Source organism: Pseudobdellovibrionaceae bacterium (assembly GCA_019637875.1).
Taxonomy (GTDB): Bacteria; Bdellovibrionota; Bdellovibrionia; order Bdellovibrionales; family Bdellovibrionaceae; genus JAHBUW01.
Genome location: JAHBUW010000018.1, coordinates 16,838 through 33,007 on the forward strand (window position 1 = coordinate 16,838; position 16,170 = coordinate 33,007).

A 16,170-nucleotide genomic window follows, 5' to 3' on the forward strand; every position below is an offset into this window, starting at 1 on the left:
GCGACCCGAACGCAATTCAAGTGAAAATCACTTAAGAATCTCCATCCTCTTTCCACGAAAGACGCTTAGTTTTTCGCCAGATCCAGAAGACCGTCCGCCTGGATCTTCAAGTACGGATTCCAGGCCACTTCCCAGAAATGTCCATCCAGATCTTGGAAGTAACCGCTATGGCCGCCCCAGAAAACGTCCTGCGCGGGCTTCACGATCTTGGCGCCGCAACTCACCGCCCGTTCAAGCAAGGGCGCGACCTCTTCCTTCGTGCGCACGTTGTGTGCGAGCGTCACCCCGCGAAAGCCCTGCCCTTCACCCGACACCGTCACGTCGTGCGCGAGGTGCTCCCAAGGGAACAGCGCAAACAACCAACCCCCTTGATCGTAAAAAGCGATCTTCGAAGAGTCTGCCTCGGTCGGATGCCAGCCGAAGAGCTCATGGAAGAAGCTTTTCGATTTCTCCAGATCCCGAACGCCCAAGGTGACGATATTCAAACGTTGCATGCCGACTCCTTACGCAGGCCGCAGTTTCAAACGGCCGTAGGCGATGAAAGCCCCGATCGCGGCCACGACCAACCAGTACATGACGGGAGCGTGATCCGGCTCTCCGGAAAGAAAGTGGATCACGCAGAATAAAATCATCTCGAATGAAACGAAAAGTGCGGCGTGGGGAATCCACTTGCGCATGGAATGCACGAACAAAGGGACGACCAGCAAAAGCGCGGCGAGGATTTCCGGCACACTGAGCCCCAACCAAACCGCATTGGGAAGCAGGGCGAGCGAAGGCACCGTCTGCTCTGAATTCGAGAACTTCCAAAGCGCTCCCGCCAAGGTGTGAAATCCGAAAAGACCTTGCAGAACCCAAAGCAGAATGTTCACCGGGACCTCCGCAAAAATTGTAACGGGAACTCGTCGCCAATTCCATCCCAATTCCAGACAAATTGAATTGAGAAGCTCGACACAACCCGATAGAACGCCCAAATGAAAAACGACGAGAACGAAGTTCTTATCACCCAACTTTGGGATTTGTTTTCCGCCCAGAAATGGCAGGAATCAAAGGATCTCTTTCACGAAGAATTTCGGGCCGACTGGCCCCCGTCGCGAGAACGTTTCGTCGGGGCAGACGCTTTCGTCGACATGAATTGCGTTTACCCCGGGAATCATCAGATTCAAGTCATGCAGCTGATGTCCTCGGGGGACCGCGTGGTTTCGGCGGTCTCTGTCACCGCAGATACTGGACAACGGGCTTTCGCGACTTCATTTTTCCAAATCAAAGACCGGAAAATTTGGAAGCTCATCGAATTCTGGGGCGCTCCCTACGAAGCTCCGGAATGGCGAAAGCCCTACTCACAACGCTACTAAGCGACAGTGAAGAGGTCCAAAGTGATGGGAACGGCCGCTAAACCAAATCGAGAAGGCGACGGAAGTCGTGAATCACGAAATCCGCGCCCAAAGCCAAAAGCGCGTCCGCGTGCCCCGGAAGAATGTGTTTCCCTCCGGTAAAGCCGCAGACCTTCATGCCGGCCGCTTTGCCCGCGCGTACGCCGGCGGCGCTGTCCTCCACGACCAGACACTCCGAAACGTCCCAGCCCATCTCACCCGCGGCGTGCAGAAAGAGGTCCGGCGCGGGCTTTCCCCGCGTGACCATGTGTCCGCTGAATAACACCGAGGGAAAGTAGGCGGCCAGTCCCGTCCACGCGAGTTTGCGCTCAATCCAGGCGAGTTCGCTGCTTGAGGCAACGCAACGAGGCCGCTCAAGATTCATCAAGACCTCGGCGACACCGGAAATCGGCTTGAGCTCGCGCGCGTAAACGGCTTCGACTCTTTCATCGACGAGCGCTAGGTAGTTCGATGGCAGGCGCGCGAGCTCTTCTTGGATCAAGGGATGATTGGTCCCCAAACCGACGAATTTTTGAATCTGCTCTTCCAGCGTGGTCGGAAATCCGAGCTCGGTTTTCACCTCGGCCTCCACCCGGTTCGCGAGAATCTCACTGTCCACCAAAACCCCATCGCAGTCGAAAATGACGTAGCGAGGACGTGCCATACACACTCCTAAAAATTCCGAGTGAGGCGACCTCATAGAGGCGCCCACTTCAAAAAGGATGCAGATGTCTTTTGATGATCACTTTGATTGAAAAGAAAAAAGCCGGAACGCTTCTTTCGCTCGATGAATCCCTTTGTGCCGGCGTCACCGCCGGGTTTTAGAATTCACTTGAAGGTCGAGCCAACCTTCGGGGGACCCGCCGAATCTTTCGATACTCCCCGTCCTCGTCACCTGGCTGCAAATTCCCAGGCCTGGCGCTCATGATCTCGAGGTGAGGCTAATTCGATGCCGAAGAAACCGCAAGCGGCCGCGCCCCGGGGCCGCCCGGGCCTGCTCCAGAAATACGAAACTCTTGCTCGACCCCTTCAGGGGGACGGAGAAGAGAAAGCCGTCTATTTTTTGATTTAAAAATTGGTCGGGGGAGCCTTACAACTGCTCACCAGCTTCAACCGCTTGAAAAGATTAGCCTTCATCATCACGATCAGCAAGGAATTTTCGAGAAAGCGGCACCCCTCTACAGACAAGGCCGCTCTCTTCGAGAGATTGCACAGGAACTTTCGGTCGCGAAAACAAGCGTCCGTCAGTCTTTGATTTCGGGTGGTATGGACCTTCGCCCGTCTTGCCGGGATAACACTTACAAGACTATCAGGACCACCAAGCGTCACCATGGAGTCGCGCCTTACGGTTACATTTCTCACCTCGGACAACTTCATCAGGAGCCGCGCGAGCAAGCCAACATAACCCTCATCGTTGAGCTGAAGTCCAAAGGACTCTCGCTAAATGGCATCGCTAAAGAGATGAACCGTCGCAAGAGGAAGAACCGAAGTGGCGGTCTCTGGGACCACTCGCTCGTTCGCTCGATCTTAAACCGGAATAATCGACTCAATCGAAAGGACCATTAAATGGGAATCAATGACGCCATCAAAGCCGCAGCTATCCTCGCTCTTATTGCCGCCGGAACCGGCCAGCTCCCGCGAGCTGTCCGCGCGGTTCAGATCGCGCAACTACATTTGCTGAAGAAGTCGCAGTCCCCCAGTTGGGGAAAAGCACTTTTGTTACCTCCGGCAAAGTAGCTTTCTTATCGTCCTTAACGGTTGCCCGCCTCATCGGCAAATGGCGAGCATCGAAGCTCGCTTAGCCGATGAAGCTTGTTCTAAGCAGCGTCGGTATCCTTTGCGAGGTATAATGGGGATTAAGATTTTGAGAGTCGAAGAATTCTAATTCCGCCCCTCAAAACGATCACCGAAATAATCAGTCCCACGGCAAGATCCGGCCAGTTTGCCTTGAATGTCCAGACAAGCGCGCCCGCGAGGAGTACGCCTAGGTTAGCAATGACATCGTTCGTGGAGAATATCCAGCTTGCCTTCATGTGAACTTCGCCATCCCGATGCTTCGAGAGCAGGAAGATGCAGAGAGCGTTCGCTGCCAGCGCTACGGCAGCAACTCCCATCATAAAAAATTCCTCGGGCTCACTTCCGAAGACGAACCTGCGTAGAACTTCCACCAACGCGCCCAGGGCGAGAAGAACTTGAAGATAACCGCTCAGGCGGGCTGCTCTTTTCTTATGGTGAACTGCCTTTCCAACGGCATAAAGACTCAGCCCATACACCGCTGCATCAGCGAACATATCAAGGGAATCCGCGATTAGACCCGCTGACTGCGCGTAAAGCCCAAAACTCATTTCCGCAACGAACATGAAGCCATTGATCGCAAGAAGCTGCCAAAGAACCTTGGCTTCAGAGGCTGAGGCAGCGTCATGCTTTTCGCTCGACGAAAGCAAACCTGCTTCCTCCTCATTAAGCTCGCGTGAGTGAGAAAGCTTAGCGCCAAAACCAAGGGGCTGAAGAGCTTGAAGTAACACTTCGGCCTCAACCGAATGCGTGGCGGTGAGCTGCCTTGACCGGAGATCAAAGGCCAAATTTTGCACTCCGGTCATTCCATCGAGCGCCATGCGGATCATTTTTTCTTCGGATGGACAATCCACCTTCGGGATGTCGAAAGTCGTCTGTTTCAAAGCTCTGCTCCGCTTTTTCTGAAAAGAGTGGTTAGTGAGAGTCCTTTTCAGCGCGTTCGCCCGATCCCTTTTCTTTGGCTTGTGCAGCCTCATACTTTTCGTTTACTTCCCAGCATTGGGACTTTCTAAATTCTTTGTTGAGGCGGCCTTTTTTCTCGGCGCATTTATGAGCGTCTTCGTTATTCATTGCCTTGGGACAATCCTTTTTGCACGCGGCAACAACGTCGAACTGCTCTTGAGCGAAAGACGGTAAGGCCGTGAAGAGTGCAAATGTAGCGATCAAAAGCGTGGTTTTCAAAGCAGGTCTCCTTTTTGGTTTTCATTTAGTTTCGGCTTCTTGACTTTCTAGCATACTTGCATGATGGTGCAAGTATGCACTCAATAAATGTTGAACCTACGGCGCTGCTTCAGGCGATTGCGGACAAAACGAGACTTCGGATTCTCAGAATTCTGATCGGTCTTCCAAAAGAAGAAGGCTGCCTATGTGATCTTACCGATAGCCTCCAGGAGCCCGAATACAACGTCTCAAGGCATCTCAAGGTTCTAAGGAACGCCGGCCTTTTGAGTGCTCGCAAGGAGGGTCGCTGGGTGTACCACAAGTTGAGTTCTGAAAAGGCCGTTAAGCCCTTCTACCGACTTGTTGCCGAGTTGCCAGATTTAGACCGCACATTCTCTGAAGATTTGAAGCGATTTAAGGACGAGATCGCTAAACGTAGCAACGACCGTTGCACAAAAGACGGATCTGATTTCGAGCGGCGGACGCGTCGCTCAACGCGCCAGCAATCAGTATGAAAAGACTTATTCTTATTTTTTCCCTCCTTCTTTCTTCACGAAGCGAGGCGGCTTGCCCGGAGCCGATAAAATCGGGCTATGAAGCCTACCAATGCATTTTGGAACAAAGTCCAAGTATGCAAGCCCTGAGATACAGAGCTGACGAGGTACAAGCCCTTTCTGAGAAGGCAAGGCAGCTACCGAATCCTGAACTCGATGCGGGTATTGAATTTAGCGGCGAGAAGAAAACAGAAGTCAGTCTTTTACAGCCTATCGAACTTGGAGGTAAGCGCGGGGCGCGCCTGGAAAGGGCTCAGGCTGAAACCTTTCTACTCTCGGCCAAGGATGTCGAGAGTCAAATCGAAGCCTCCAGCTCGGCTCTAGGGTCGCTGATTCGGCTTCGCCAGCTTAAGTCCGAAAGTGATCTGGTGAAAGGCAGCCTTTCGATTCTTGAGCGAGTTAATCGGAAGCTGAAAGCTCGCCCAGCCCTGTCGCCTGAGCAGAAAACAGCGCTCCACTTGTTTTCTACCTTTGAGAAGACCTTAAGGTTTCGCCAGCTCACCATTGAAAATGATTACCAGAAGGCGACTTCATTTATTGAAGCCGCTATAGGTAGAGCAATCACGAAGAACGACCGCATTTCGGTTGGTAGCTTCAAGAAATGGCCTACCCTCAATTTCGATACGTTGAACGGACAAACCGCTTCGCTCCAGGTATCACTAGCCGAGCTGAAACTTGCAGAGTCGGAACTAAAGGCGGCTCAAAGTGAAAGTTGGCCTGATTTCAGAATTGGCCCCAGCATGGAGAAGCAGCCCGAGCGAAGTGAAACCTCCTGGGGGGTTAAACTTGGCGTTACGCTACCCCTTTGGAATTTTAATGGCGGCGGGCGTGACCTTGCGAAGGCGCGCCTGAAGTCTGCGGAAGCCTCCATTGAAGCATTGAGGCGGCAGCAGACAAGTGAGCTAGGCGCTTTGCAAAAGCAATATGCCGCCCTCACCAAAGTTCTCTCTGAAATCGAACCAGTTTCGGAAGTAATAGATTCGGTCAAAGGCAGTGAACGCCTCTTTGATCGCGCGTTGATCTCACCGGCTTCCCTGATTGAAACCTACCGTTCGACGTTCGAGCTTGTTGAGGAAATTCACCGCAACGAGATTCAGGCGATGTTGATTTGGTCGGCGGTTGAGAATCTCAAAGGGACATTTCCAAAGGATCTTCCATGAAATATCTGTTCGTTCTCTTCATCGTCGTGTTTTCTTTCAAAGCCTTTTCGGAAGAGGCCGAGGAAGAAAAAAAAGGGCGCGTCGGCCCCGGAAAAGCCGTAACTGAGGCTTCCGAAAAAGATGGGCTTAAAATCTCGGAGAAGGCTCAAAAAAACTTAGAACTGGAGTTTATTGCGGCCTCCAACAGCTCCACTTTTTCCGTACCGACGGCGGCTCTGGTTCACTTCCAAGATTTCTCGGCAATCTATCGGGAGCGGGGTGGCTGGTTCAAAATGGTGGAGATTGAACCCATCATTCGCGGCTCGGTAGCTCAGTTTACTTCAAAAGATATTTCGCCTGGGGATCGCATCGTTGTCAGGAACTCAGGATTCATCCGAGTGATCGAGCTCGACGTGTTCGGACCAGAGGCGGACGCCTGTGCGGATTGATCTATGATAAATCGAATCATTCACTTTTCGGTCTATCATCGAGGTGTGGTGCTCTTCGTGACCGCGCTTCTCGCTGGACTCGGTTGGTTCAGTTTTAGCCACCTTTCCATTGATGCCGTTCCAGACATTACAGACACGCAAGTTCAGGTCTTTACGACAATCGGCGGACTTTCTGCGGAAGAGGTCGAGCGAAGCGTTACTTTTCCAGTTGAAAACGCGATGGCTGGAATTGCGGGAGTTCGGCAGGTTCGCTCTTTAAGTCGCTTTGGCCTCTCCGTGGTCAACGTCGTCTTCCATGATGGCGCGGACATCTATCGCGCCAGGCAAATGGTCTCTGAACGCCTCCAGGGCATTACAAACGAACTGCCAAAGTCCGTTCATCCCAAACTTGGCCCGATCAGCACTGGCCTTGGGGAGGTTTTTTTCTACTCGATCGAATCCAAGAAAGTCGAGACTGGCGAAAAGCGTTTAGCGCAACTGATGGAAGAGAGAGCGATCCAAGAGTGGTACGTCAAACCAAGGCTTCTCACAGTTCCGGGCGTGGCCGAAGTCAATACGATCGGCGGTTTTGAAAAGCAGTTTCACGTTCAGCCCGATCCGGTAAAGCTCGCCTGTTATGGCATCAGCTTCCATGAAGTCGTCGAAGCTCTCAATGCCACTAATCAGAACGTCGGCGGTGGCTACATCCAACAAACCAGCGAGCAGTTCTTAGTGCAAGGAAGCGGGCTTCTTGCTGATGCGGAGGAGATTGAAAATACCCCCATCAAAAACCTAGACGCGCTTAAGACGATTCTCGTTAAAGATGTGGCTAAGGTTGCCCTTGCGTCGGAATTGAGAACCGGAGCCGCCGTCGTCGGCGCTGACGAGGCGGTACTCGGAACCGTTTTGATGTTGATGGGAGAAAACAGCCGGGATGTCTCCACTCGCGTTGCTGCTCGTTTAGAGGAAGTCAGAAAAGGTCTGCCGGAAGGCATGGAGCTGCGGGTTCTTTACGATCGCTCCGAGCTTGTGAATAAGACCCTTGGAACGATTGAGCACAACCTTCTCTTCGGTGCGAGCCTTGTCATCCTGGTCCTCTTGTTTCTTCTGGGCAACATTCGCGCTGCGGTGATTACCGCTTTCGTCATCCCGCTATCTCTTCTCATCACGTTCATTGCCATGAAGTATTTTGGCATTTCTGGGAATCTTTTGAGCCTCGGGGCTTTGGATTTCGGGATTATTGTCGATGGCGCCGTGATCGTTCTCGACCACTGCGTGCGTAAGATTCACGACAAGGTAAAAGCCTTAAAACGCAGCCTGAGCAAGAGTGAGGTTCAATCCACCGTCTACGAGGCCACCGTCGAAATTCGGACGGCCGCAGGTTTTGGAGAGCTTATTGTGGTAGTGGTTTTCCTTCCAGTTCTGGCCCTGGCCGGAATTGAAGGGAAAATGTTCAAGCCAATGGCCGCGACTTTTGCCATTGCCGTGTTTTCCGCTCTTGTTCTCTCATTCTCTACCGTTCCCGCGCTCGCAAGCCTTTGGCTGGGAGGAAACGCGAAAGAAAAAGATCCGTGGCTGATGAGGCAAGCCGAACGGCTTTACCGTCCGGTCTTGGATTTTTTCATTAGGCAGCGCGCTCTCACTCTTGGCATTGGCATTTTGTCGATCGTCTTGGCGGGCGTGATCTTTTCGACTCTCGGTGGAGAGTTCGTGCCGCAAATGGACGAAGCCTCCCGAACTATTCAGTTCGTCAGACCCGTGAATATCGGCCTTGATAAATCCATTGCGCTTCAGGAGAAGTCCCAAAAAATCATTCAAGAATTTCCCCAAGTGGAAACCGTTTTTAGTCGAATTGGAACAGGTGAAGTTGCAACTGATCCAATGGGCGTGAATCTTTCGGATACCTTTATCATGTTCAAGGATCGCACTCTTTGGCCGAAAGAAAAGGGATCACCGCGAACCTGGGCAGAAGTCACCGAGCAGATCGTAGGTCGTCTTGAAAAAGAGCTTCCAGGTCAGCGTGTTCTTGTAAGCCAGCCAATTCAGATGCGCTTCAACGAACTCCTCGAAGGAACGAGGGCTGATGTTTCCGTCAAAGTATTTGGTGAGGATATGGAAAAGCTCACCGAGCTGACGCAAAAAATGGCGGAGGTCATTCAAAAAGTTCCTGGCGCGGGTGACGTAGAGGCAGAAATACAAGGCACTTCGCCCATTCTGAAGGTCACACCCGATACGGCGCTGCTGGCAAATCTCGGCGTACCGAAACGCGAAGTATTAGAGACGGTGCAGATCGCTCTCGGGGGTGAGGAAGCGGGATTTCTGTTCGACGGCGTGAGGCGCTATCCCATCGTTGTACGCCTCAACGAGAGTGATCGCTCCGATCTAGATAAACTCAGGACTCTTCCCGTAGAAATTGGAGATCGCTCGACGATTCCACTTCGTCAGGCGGCGTCCATTCAGTTTGATGAAACATTTGGCGTAATCAATCGTGAGCAGTCAAAGCGTCGTGCGGCGGTGATGATAAATCCGAGAGGCGTTGATACTGAAACATTCGTCAAAAATGCCCAAGCCCTTGTCGAAAAGGAAGTTGTTCTCCCGTCTGGCTACTATGCGGAATGGGGTGGAAATTTCCAGAACCTCCAAGAAGCGCGAACTAGGCTTATGATCTTTGCACCGATCGCACTTTTGCTCGTGCTGGCTATGGTCTATTGGGCATTTGGAAGTGTGGCGCAGACGATCTTGGTTTTTGTTGGCGTCCCGCTTGCGCTCGTTGGTGGTGTGTTGGGCTTAAAGCTAAACGGCCTACCATTCAGCATCTCGGCAGGAATTGGCTTTATCGCGCTCTCGGGGATTTCCGTGCTAAACGGGGTTGTTCTCGTGAACTGCTTCAACGATCTACAACGCCAAGGCTTGAGTGGTATCGAGCTAATTCGGAAAGGAACGCTGCTTAGAATCAGGCCCGTTTTGATGACAGCCCTGGTTGCTATTTTCGGGTTTATTCCCATGATGATTTCGACCGGAATAGGAGCAGAAGTGCAGCGCCCTCTCGCAAGCGTTGTCATTGGCGGACTATTTTCAGCCACCATTCTGACGTTGGTGGTTTTGCCCGTACTCTATGTAATGAGCGAGCGCTACATGAATTCTGAAGTCGTTTAGGACCAGTTCCGCTGGCCCGGTGGATAAAGCCACAGCGCTAAAACTCTCAGATTGCTCAGCTTGAGCAGCTTAAACAGTCGCAATTTTCAAGTTGGAGAGAAGCAGTACCTCCTCCTGCCAACGATCTATAGTAAGTCGCGTCCTGTGGCGCAACCTGCCGATTCTCCTATAGATTTGGAGAAGTGTCACAATCAGTCTATTCTATTCGTATTACTTCTCGAGAGGTTGAATGGTCTTTGATGAAAGCTCTAGCGACGAGGTGCTGATGCAGGCTTATCAGAACGGTGATAACCGCGCTTTTGAGCTGCTTTTTCAGCGACATTCATCGCGCGTGTACGGCTTTCTCTTAAACCAATTGAAAGATCGGGCGCAGGCAGACGATGTTTTTCAAGGAACGTTCCTCAAGCTGCATAAAGCACGTCGGCATTATGATCCGTCATTCCCCTTTGGACCTTGGCTCTTTACGGTCTGCAAGAGCGTCCTGGTGGATCATTTTAGGCGGAAGGGACGAAATCGAGAAGATCTTCGCGAAGATCTCATTGCGGCGGCCGTCGACGAAAGAACCCAGGAGAAGAGTGGACCTGCTGTTTCTCTCGAAGGTCTTCCAGCCAATCAAAGGGTCGCGATCGAACTTAGATTCGGTGATGAGCTTTCATTTGAGGCAATCGCTAAGAAGCTCGAAACGTCGCCTGCGAATGTTCGCCAACTTGTGAGCCGTGGCATTCATAAACTTAGATCCCTTCGCGCGCATAAGGAGCATGGTGATGACGACGAAAGATAAAAACATCTCAAAGGAATTTGGCGAATTCCTCTCTAGTCCAGAAGTCATACCACCATTGGCTCTTCGCGACTCGATTCTTTCGACTGTGCAGAAGGATTTGAACCCGTCCGGCACACAGGTGTTCTTAAGAGTTATTGGGGTCCATACTGTTGTAAGCCTTTTCTCCCTCTCGATCTGCTCGCAATTCGGATTGCAGTCTTTTAAGATTTTCGATGCCATGAATTGGGCGATGTCTTACGTCGGCCATGCGTATTGCATGGCATTTTGCGGGCTTCTTTATCTTGGAATAAGTGCGCTTGCTTTGAGCCTTCTTCTCAAGCCGGAAGATGTTCGGGTTTTAAGACAGCATCGCTTCCTTCAGGTGACTCTTCTGTCCGGCGTTTCGTTGGGAGTTTTCCTATGCCTGGGAGCTCAGATTCTGCTGATACCGGGAGCGCTCTGGATTACGGGCGCGATTATCGGAGGTGTTTCTACGCTGGAACTTGGATGGCTTGTGCGCTCCAAGTTCAGACGCCAACTCGTATTTGGCACATAAGCGCCATCTGTCACAAAACTCACTTCGATAGCGTACTTAGTTAAAGAAGGAGTCCTTCTCATGCAAAAGAGAATTTTTCTTCCCGTGTTTTTCGCGCTCTTGTTTGCACGGGTGGCTTTGGCTCATCCGGTCGCATACCAAGGGGCAACGGGAGTCATGACGTGGAATCAGCCTTTTATGTCAGACCACTGGATCACCTACAGCTTCCGACCTGATATGGCCGTCGCCGGCAGATTCATGCGAATGGAAATGCCTGAAGGGCGCCTTAACTACTCCGGTGCTCAATTTGATTACCTGGCCTACAGAGACAATGGCGACGATCACCAAGCTAATATTTACGTTTACGGAAGCGGTGGAAACGTACATTTTAGTGGATCAAATGCCGGTGGTTACCTCGTCGGTGCCGAAGCGGACGCTGAGAACCGAAAGTATTTTGGACTCATAAAAGCAGAAACCATGCGCTCAAGCATCGCTCCCGATTTCAATCACGTCGAAGGAAGACTAGGTATCGCACCTTACGAAGCAGAATACACCGAGCTTGCGACTTGGTTCATGGTCCAGGGTCAATGGCATCCGAGTCTCGAAAAAAAGTTTGTCGTCACACCGCTTGCGCGGCTTTTCTACAAGAGCTTTCTTTTGGAAACGGGCGTGAGCCTTGACGGTGATTGGATGATGAACTTCATGTTTCACTTTTAATCAGGAGAATCGATATGAGAAAAATCCTAATCGCTTCGTTGTTCGTTCTGCTTCCGGCTATCTCCCAAGCCAAACCCATTGCGGTTCAAGTGAAGGGAATGGTTTGTGCGTTCTGTGCCCAAGGCATCGAAAAAAAGTTTAAAGCGCTACCGGAAATTAACAAGGTCATGGTGAGCCTTGAGAGCAAAAAGGTCGAACTCGATACAAAAGAAGGCAAAGACATGAATGATGCGGATATCAACCGAATCGTAACCGAGTCTGGATATGAAGTCGTAAAGATCGAGCGATAACCATGAATCGATTCGCAAGTTTTCTCACGCTCTTTAGTTCCCTGGGCACACTGATCTGCTGCGCTCTTCCAGCACTCTTAGTGAGTCTTGGATTGGGTGCTGTCTTGGCGGGCCTTGTGAGCAGCGTTCCCGGACTCATCTGGGTCTCAGAGCATAAAACTGGAGTTTTCCTTTTTGCAGGCGCAATGCTCTTTGGAAATGGCGTCTGGCTCTGGATTAACCGCAATGCTCCTTGTCCCATCGACCCAGAGCTTCGTAAGGCTTGTGTCAGCGGTCGCAAGGCGAGCAAAATCATCTACGCTCTCAGTGTCGCGGTCTTTGCGACTGGCGCTTTCTTTGCGTACGTTGCGCCAGCCCTTCTAGTTTAGGCTCAATCCTTGAGTCAGTGCTCGTGTGAGCCTGAATCGTCTTCAACTTCGCAGTCAACGGGCTCGTCTTTCATGCCCGAAATATAGTGAGTCAGCCGAGCATTCATGAGATGGCTTCCATGCTGCATGAATTCAAGCCTCGTTGCGTTCGGCCCATCACCTGATTTGACCGTGACCATCATTCCCTTTTTGGAACGATGAAGAAATCCAACTGATTGAATATAACCTGTTCCTGAAAGCGAATCCTCGGCGATCTCGTAGCGAATCGTACTGTACTCACGAGCTTTCACTTCGAGTTCAATGATTGTCTTCGGTACAGTCGGTGCGAGGCCCGTGCAAAGAAGTGTTGCCGCCATGATATCGATCATAATCCCCCCTAGTCTGCGTCAAAGTTAGTTCTACCGTTTTTCAATCCACATAATCGTCAATCCTCCGTTTACGTCGTCCGCTGAGAACAATACACGATCTCCAGCTTTGAATTGCGTCAGCATCGCTGGTTCTGCCACGTAGAACGGCATCGTCATTCCGGGCATGTTGAGGTTTGGAATCTCCTCGTGCTTAAGGGTGATTTGCTGACTTGAAACGTCGACTCGTCTGACAACTCCCTTCACCTTTGGGAGCGCCTGTTCCGCATTCGCATAGGTGTCGGCAGAATTTAAATCTTGAGCTAGTGATACATGGGGTGCGAGTCCGATCAGTGCGCACAAAATGTATGATTTCATTTTCTTTGCTCCTTCTTTAGTTCGTTCTCTCTGTTTCTATTGGTCCAATCTCTTCAAAATTTGATTTAACTGATCCACTTCGCTACGTTGGCTCCTGATAATCCCCTCACAGAGAGTTTTAAGTTCTGCATCCTGAAGCTTCGCCTTCTCGCACATCAGGATTGCGCCGGAATGGTGCGGGATCATCGAGCGAGCAAACTGCCGATCGCCGATAAGCGTCTGTTCACGCATAAAGTAGAAAAGAGCCAAAAACAAAACCAGCGACCCCGCATAAACAACGAGATTCAATCTTCGATTCTGATACATCATTCTCATCGTCAGCGGCATGAGAAAAACCATTGGGGCAACCATCATGCCAGCCATGTAAGCGGTGTTCAGGTTGTGGATGACCTCATCCATTGACCACACCATGGTGAACATGACTGCGTACATGATGGGGAAATGCAGCAATGACATTATCAAGAGCTGTGAGTAAGCCTTTGACTCGGATTCTTGATGGCTGTGTTTGTCATGTTTCATTGGGAATCCTTCTTTCTTCTAATCAGTTTATTTCTGTTTCCATCAATCGAGGCTCGCACGTCTAAGCCTCAGGGCGTTCCCGATCACCGAAACCGAACTGAGACTCATCGCAAGGCTTGCGAACATGGGGCTTAAGAGAATTCCGAAAGACGGATAGAGTAGGCCCGCCGCTAAGGGAACGCCAAGGACGTTGTAAATGAAAGCAAAGAACAAATTCTGACGGATGTTCTTCATCGTTTCTTGGCTTAAGCGGTGAGCCCGAACAATGCCGAGAAGGTCTCCTTTGACAAGAGTGACACTTGCAGACTCCATTGCGACATCCGTTCCGGTCCCCATGGCGATTCCGACATTGGCTTGCGCCAAGGCTGGCGCATCGTTGATGCCGTCACCGGCCATCGCGACGCGCTTTCCCTCGGCTTGTAGCTTACTTACGACGGCATTTTTCTGCTCGGGCAGCACCTCAGCTTCAAAGCTGTCGATACCAATCTCTTTCGCGACGGCCTCAGCCGTGTACCGGCTATCACCAGTGAGCATAATGACTTCAATCTTCTTGGAATGAAAATAGGAGATTGCTTGTTTGGTGGTCTCCTTGATCGGGTCTTTCACCGCAATTACACCCGCTGGCTTCTGATCGATCGCGATGAGCATGGCTCCGTGGCCGGTTTTCTGAAGATCTTCAGCAGCGCGCACGAGCTCTTGCGCTTCGATTTTGAATTCGGACATCAAACGCTTGTTGCCGATCAATATTTCCCGACGTCCGACATTCCCCTTTAGCCCACGACCCGTCAGCGACTCGAAGTCTCTTGCATCTCGAAGTGCCAATCCACGCTCTTTAGCACCTGATACGATTGCCTCTGCGAGAGGATGCTCGCTCACTTTTTCGAGCGAGGCTGCAAGCAAAAGGACTTCGTCATCGCTATACCCAGGCAATGCCTTCACGACTGCTAACTTCGGTTTTCCGACCGTGAGCGTTCCCGTTTTATCAACGATCAAAGTCGTGATCTTCTCCATGGCCTCAAGTGCTTCAGCGTTCTTAATGAGAACGCCGTGAGTTGCACCTTTGCCAGTGCCGACCATGATCGACATTGGCGTCGCAAGCCCCAAAGCGCACGGGCACGCGATGATAAGAACGGCAACTGAATTCAAGATGGCGTAAGTCATCGCAGGCTCAGGACCAGCGAAAAGCCAGACAAGAGCAGTCAAGATTGCGATGGCGACGACAGCAGGAACAAAGTAGGCCGCAACTAGGTCTGCTAGCTTTTGGATGGGCGCTCGGCTTCTTTGGGCCTGAGAAACCATCTTTACAATCTGTGAAAGAAGCGTGTCAGCGCCAACTCTCGTCGCTTCCATAACGAACGTGCCCGAACCATTGACAGTTGCACCGGTGACCGATTGACCTTCGGTTTTCTCAACTGGAATTGGTTCTCCTGTGATCATGGATTCATCGACAGAGCTTTTCCCGTCAACAACGCGTCCATCTACGGGGACCTTCTCTCCAGGCCGAACACGAAGGCGATCTCCAACGTGAACATGTTCGAGCGGAATGTCTTCTTCCGTTCCGTCCGATTTTACCTTCCGAGCGGTTTTCGGGGCTAAGCCCAGAAGCGCTCGAATGGCGTTCCCGGTTTGATTGCGAGCGCGAAGCTCAAGAACTTGTCCTACGAGAACAAGCGTCGTGATGACAGCCGCTGCCTCATAATAAAGTGGGATCATCCCGCCGTGGACTCTCACGCTCTCAGGAAAAAGTCCCGGAAAAAAAGTAGCAAACACGCTATAGACGTACGCAACACCCGTTCCGATCGCGATCAGCGTAAACATGTTGAGATTGCGCGTTTTGACCGAAGCCCAGCCGCGCTCGAAAAACGGAAGTCCACCCCAAAGGACAACGGGTGTTGCAAGTATCAACTGGATACCCGCGTAGAGCCATTGAGGGATCGCGTGCTGCACAGGTTGACCAGGGATGAGGTCCGACATTGCCAGCAGAAAAAGCGGAATCGAAAGAGCCGCACTTATCTTTAGACGCTTCGTGAAGTCGATGAGTTCCGGATTCTCCGCGTCTTCAAGACTCACTTCTTCTGGCTCAAGCGCCATCCCGCAGATAGGACAATTGCCCGGACCTTTTTGCCGAACTTCAGGGTGCATAGGGCAAGTGTAGATCTTTTCCTTGTCTGCGGCTGAAACCGGAGCCGGATCTTCTTTTTTTAGAAACTTGAGTGGCTCGGCTTCGAACTTGGTTTTGCACTTCGGATTGCAAAAGAAATAGGTTTCGTCTTCGAAGGTCGAGCTTCCGCCTTTGGCATTTTTTGGATCGATCATCATTCCACATACCGGGTCCTTGACCAGAGATGGTGAGACTTCCGCCGACTTCTTTATTGAACAGCAGGAATGTTCTTGGCCGTGGTCATGGTGCTGACCGTGGTTTTGGTTGTGGTCGTGTTTCATATGATCCTCCGATCGTGTTTCGCCATCGGTGAGCCTTGGGAACGAATTCAAGCTTCACAGGCGGAACAGATCCAGGATCGACCTTCCAAGCGTTGGAAGGTCAACCCCCTAAAACAGCTTTTTTCTACCACGAAGCTTGTTTTTAGGGGTTTTGCGCTGCAACAAGAGGCGAGTGCGTCGTAAATGCCACTCACTTGACCTTCCAATAGTTGGAA

Annotated in this window: 20 protein-coding genes; 10 read left to right on the top strand and 10 right to left on the bottom strand. The window is 51.3% G+C overall.

Annotated features, from left to right (window positions below; genetic code table 11):
• Positions 1-65: 65 nt before the first annotated feature.
• Together KF767_17570 and KF767_17575 are read right to left on the bottom strand one after the other, a co-directional pair.
• Complete coding sequence (locus KF767_17570; protein ID MBX3019702.1) at positions 66-494, bottom strand: VOC family protein; 429 nt, start codon at positions 492-494, stop codon at positions 66-68.
• A gap of 9 nt (positions 495-503) precedes the next feature.
• Positions 504-869: a DoxX family protein gene (locus KF767_17575; protein MBX3019703.1), complete on the bottom strand. Its 366-nt coding sequence runs from the start codon at positions 867-869 to the stop codon at positions 504-506.
• Between the two features lie 102 nt (positions 870-971).
• Between KF767_17575 and KF767_17580 the strand changes: the two genes are divergently transcribed.
• Positions 972-1,352: a nuclear transport factor 2 family protein gene (locus tag KF767_17580; protein ID MBX3019704.1), complete on the top strand. Its 381-nt coding sequence runs from the start codon at positions 972-974 to the stop codon at positions 1,350-1,352.
• 37 nt (positions 1,353-1,389) lie between these two features.
• Here the strand turns inward: KF767_17580 and KF767_17585 are convergent, their stop codons facing one another.
• On the bottom strand, positions 1,390-2,034 hold the full coding sequence (locus KF767_17585; protein MBX3019705.1) for an HAD family hydrolase: 645 nt from the start codon (positions 2,032-2,034) through the stop codon (positions 1,390-1,392).
• Between the two features lie 602 nt (positions 2,035-2,636).
• Between KF767_17585 and KF767_17590 the strand changes: the two genes are divergently transcribed.
• Positions 2,637-2,936 (top strand): recombinase family protein, encoded by a 300-nt coding sequence (locus KF767_17590; GenBank protein MBX3019706.1) that lies wholly within the window; start codon positions 2,637-2,639, stop codon positions 2,934-2,936.
• Here KF767_17590 and KF767_17595 read toward each other — a convergent pair.
• From KF767_17595 to KF767_17605, 3 genes are all read right to left on the bottom strand, one after another.
• On the bottom strand, positions 2,898-3,038 hold the full coding sequence (locus KF767_17595) for a hypothetical protein (GenBank protein ID MBX3019707.1): 141 nt from the start codon (positions 3,036-3,038) through the stop codon (positions 2,898-2,900). The genes KF767_17590 and KF767_17595 overlap by 39 nt on opposite strands.
• 188 nt (positions 3,039-3,226) lie before the next feature.
• Entirely contained in the window at positions 3,227-4,048 is an 822-nt protein-coding gene (locus KF767_17600) for a cation transporter (protein ID MBX3019708.1), read from the bottom strand.
• Positions 4,049-4,079: 31 nt separating this feature from the next.
• Complete coding sequence (locus tag KF767_17605) at positions 4,080-4,346, bottom strand: hypothetical protein (GenBank protein MBX3019709.1); 267 nt, start codon at positions 4,344-4,346, stop codon at positions 4,080-4,082.
• 74 nt (positions 4,347-4,420) lie between these two features.
• Here KF767_17605 and KF767_17610 point away from each other — a divergent pair, with 74 nt between their 5' ends.
• The 8 genes from KF767_17610 to KF767_17645 all read left to right on the top strand — a co-directional run bounded on the left by KF767_17610 (position 4,421) and on the right by KF767_17645 (position 11,904).
• Complete coding sequence (locus tag KF767_17610) at positions 4,421-4,840, top strand: winged helix-turn-helix transcriptional regulator (GenBank protein ID MBX3019710.1); 420 nt, start codon at positions 4,421-4,423, stop codon at positions 4,838-4,840.
• Entirely contained in the window at positions 4,837-6,039 is a 1,203-nt protein-coding gene (locus KF767_17615) for a TolC family protein (GenBank protein ID MBX3019711.1), read from the top strand. Before KF767_17610 ends, KF767_17615 begins: the two co-directional genes overlap by 4 nt.
• Positions 6,036-6,467, top strand: a complete 432-nt coding sequence (locus tag KF767_17620) for a hypothetical protein (protein MBX3019712.1) — start codon at positions 6,036-6,038, stop codon at positions 6,465-6,467. The genes KF767_17615 and KF767_17620 overlap by 4 nt, the downstream gene beginning before the upstream one ends.
• Positions 6,468-6,470: 3 nt before the next feature.
• Positions 6,471-9,602, top strand: a complete 3,132-nt coding sequence (locus tag KF767_17625; GenBank protein MBX3019713.1) for an efflux RND transporter permease subunit — start codon at positions 6,471-6,473, stop codon at positions 9,600-9,602.
• A gap of 229 nt (positions 9,603-9,831) precedes the next feature.
• A complete protein-coding gene (locus KF767_17630) occupies positions 9,832-10,383 on the top strand; it encodes a sigma-70 family RNA polymerase sigma factor (protein MBX3019714.1) in 552 nt (183 codons plus the stop codon).
• A complete protein-coding gene (locus KF767_17635; protein ID MBX3019715.1) occupies positions 10,367-10,918 on the top strand; it encodes a hypothetical protein in 552 nt (183 codons plus the stop codon). Before KF767_17630 ends, KF767_17635 begins: the two co-directional genes overlap by 17 nt.
• A gap of 60 nt (positions 10,919-10,978) precedes the next feature.
• Positions 10,979-11,614, top strand: a complete 636-nt coding sequence (locus KF767_17640) for a hypothetical protein (protein ID MBX3019716.1) — start codon at positions 10,979-10,981, stop codon at positions 11,612-11,614.
• 14 nt (positions 11,615-11,628) lie between these two features.
• Positions 11,629-11,904: a heavy-metal-associated domain-containing protein gene (locus KF767_17645; protein ID MBX3019717.1), complete on the top strand. Its 276-nt coding sequence runs from the start codon at positions 11,629-11,631 to the stop codon at positions 11,902-11,904.
• A gap of 382 nt (positions 11,905-12,286) precedes the next feature.
• Here KF767_17645 and KF767_17650 read toward each other — a convergent pair whose 3' ends face one another.
• The 4 genes from KF767_17650 to cadA all read right to left on the bottom strand — a co-directional run bounded on the left by KF767_17650 (position 12,287) and on the right by cadA (position 15,955).
• Positions 12,287-12,640 carry a hypothetical protein gene (locus KF767_17650; GenBank protein MBX3019718.1) on the bottom strand — a complete coding sequence of 118 codons (354 nt, stop codon included), beginning with the start codon at positions 12,638-12,640 and terminating at the stop codon, positions 12,287-12,289.
• Positions 12,641-12,670: 30 nt separating this feature from the next.
• Positions 12,671-12,994, bottom strand: coding sequence for a copper-binding protein (locus KF767_17655; protein MBX3019719.1), 324 nt, complete (start codon positions 12,992-12,994; stop codon positions 12,671-12,673).
• A 36-nt stretch (positions 12,995-13,030) separates the two neighbouring features.
• The gene (locus KF767_17660; protein ID MBX3019720.1) at positions 13,031-13,450 is read right to left on the bottom strand and encodes a DUF305 domain-containing protein; all 420 of its coding nucleotides are present in this window, start codon (positions 13,448-13,450) and stop codon (positions 13,031-13,033) included.
• A gap of 105 nt (positions 13,451-13,555) precedes the next feature.
• Entirely contained in the window at positions 13,556-15,955 is a 2,400-nt protein-coding gene (gene cadA / locus KF767_17665) for a cadmium-translocating P-type ATPase (GenBank protein MBX3019721.1), read from the bottom strand.
• Positions 15,956-16,170 lie beyond the last annotated feature (215 nt).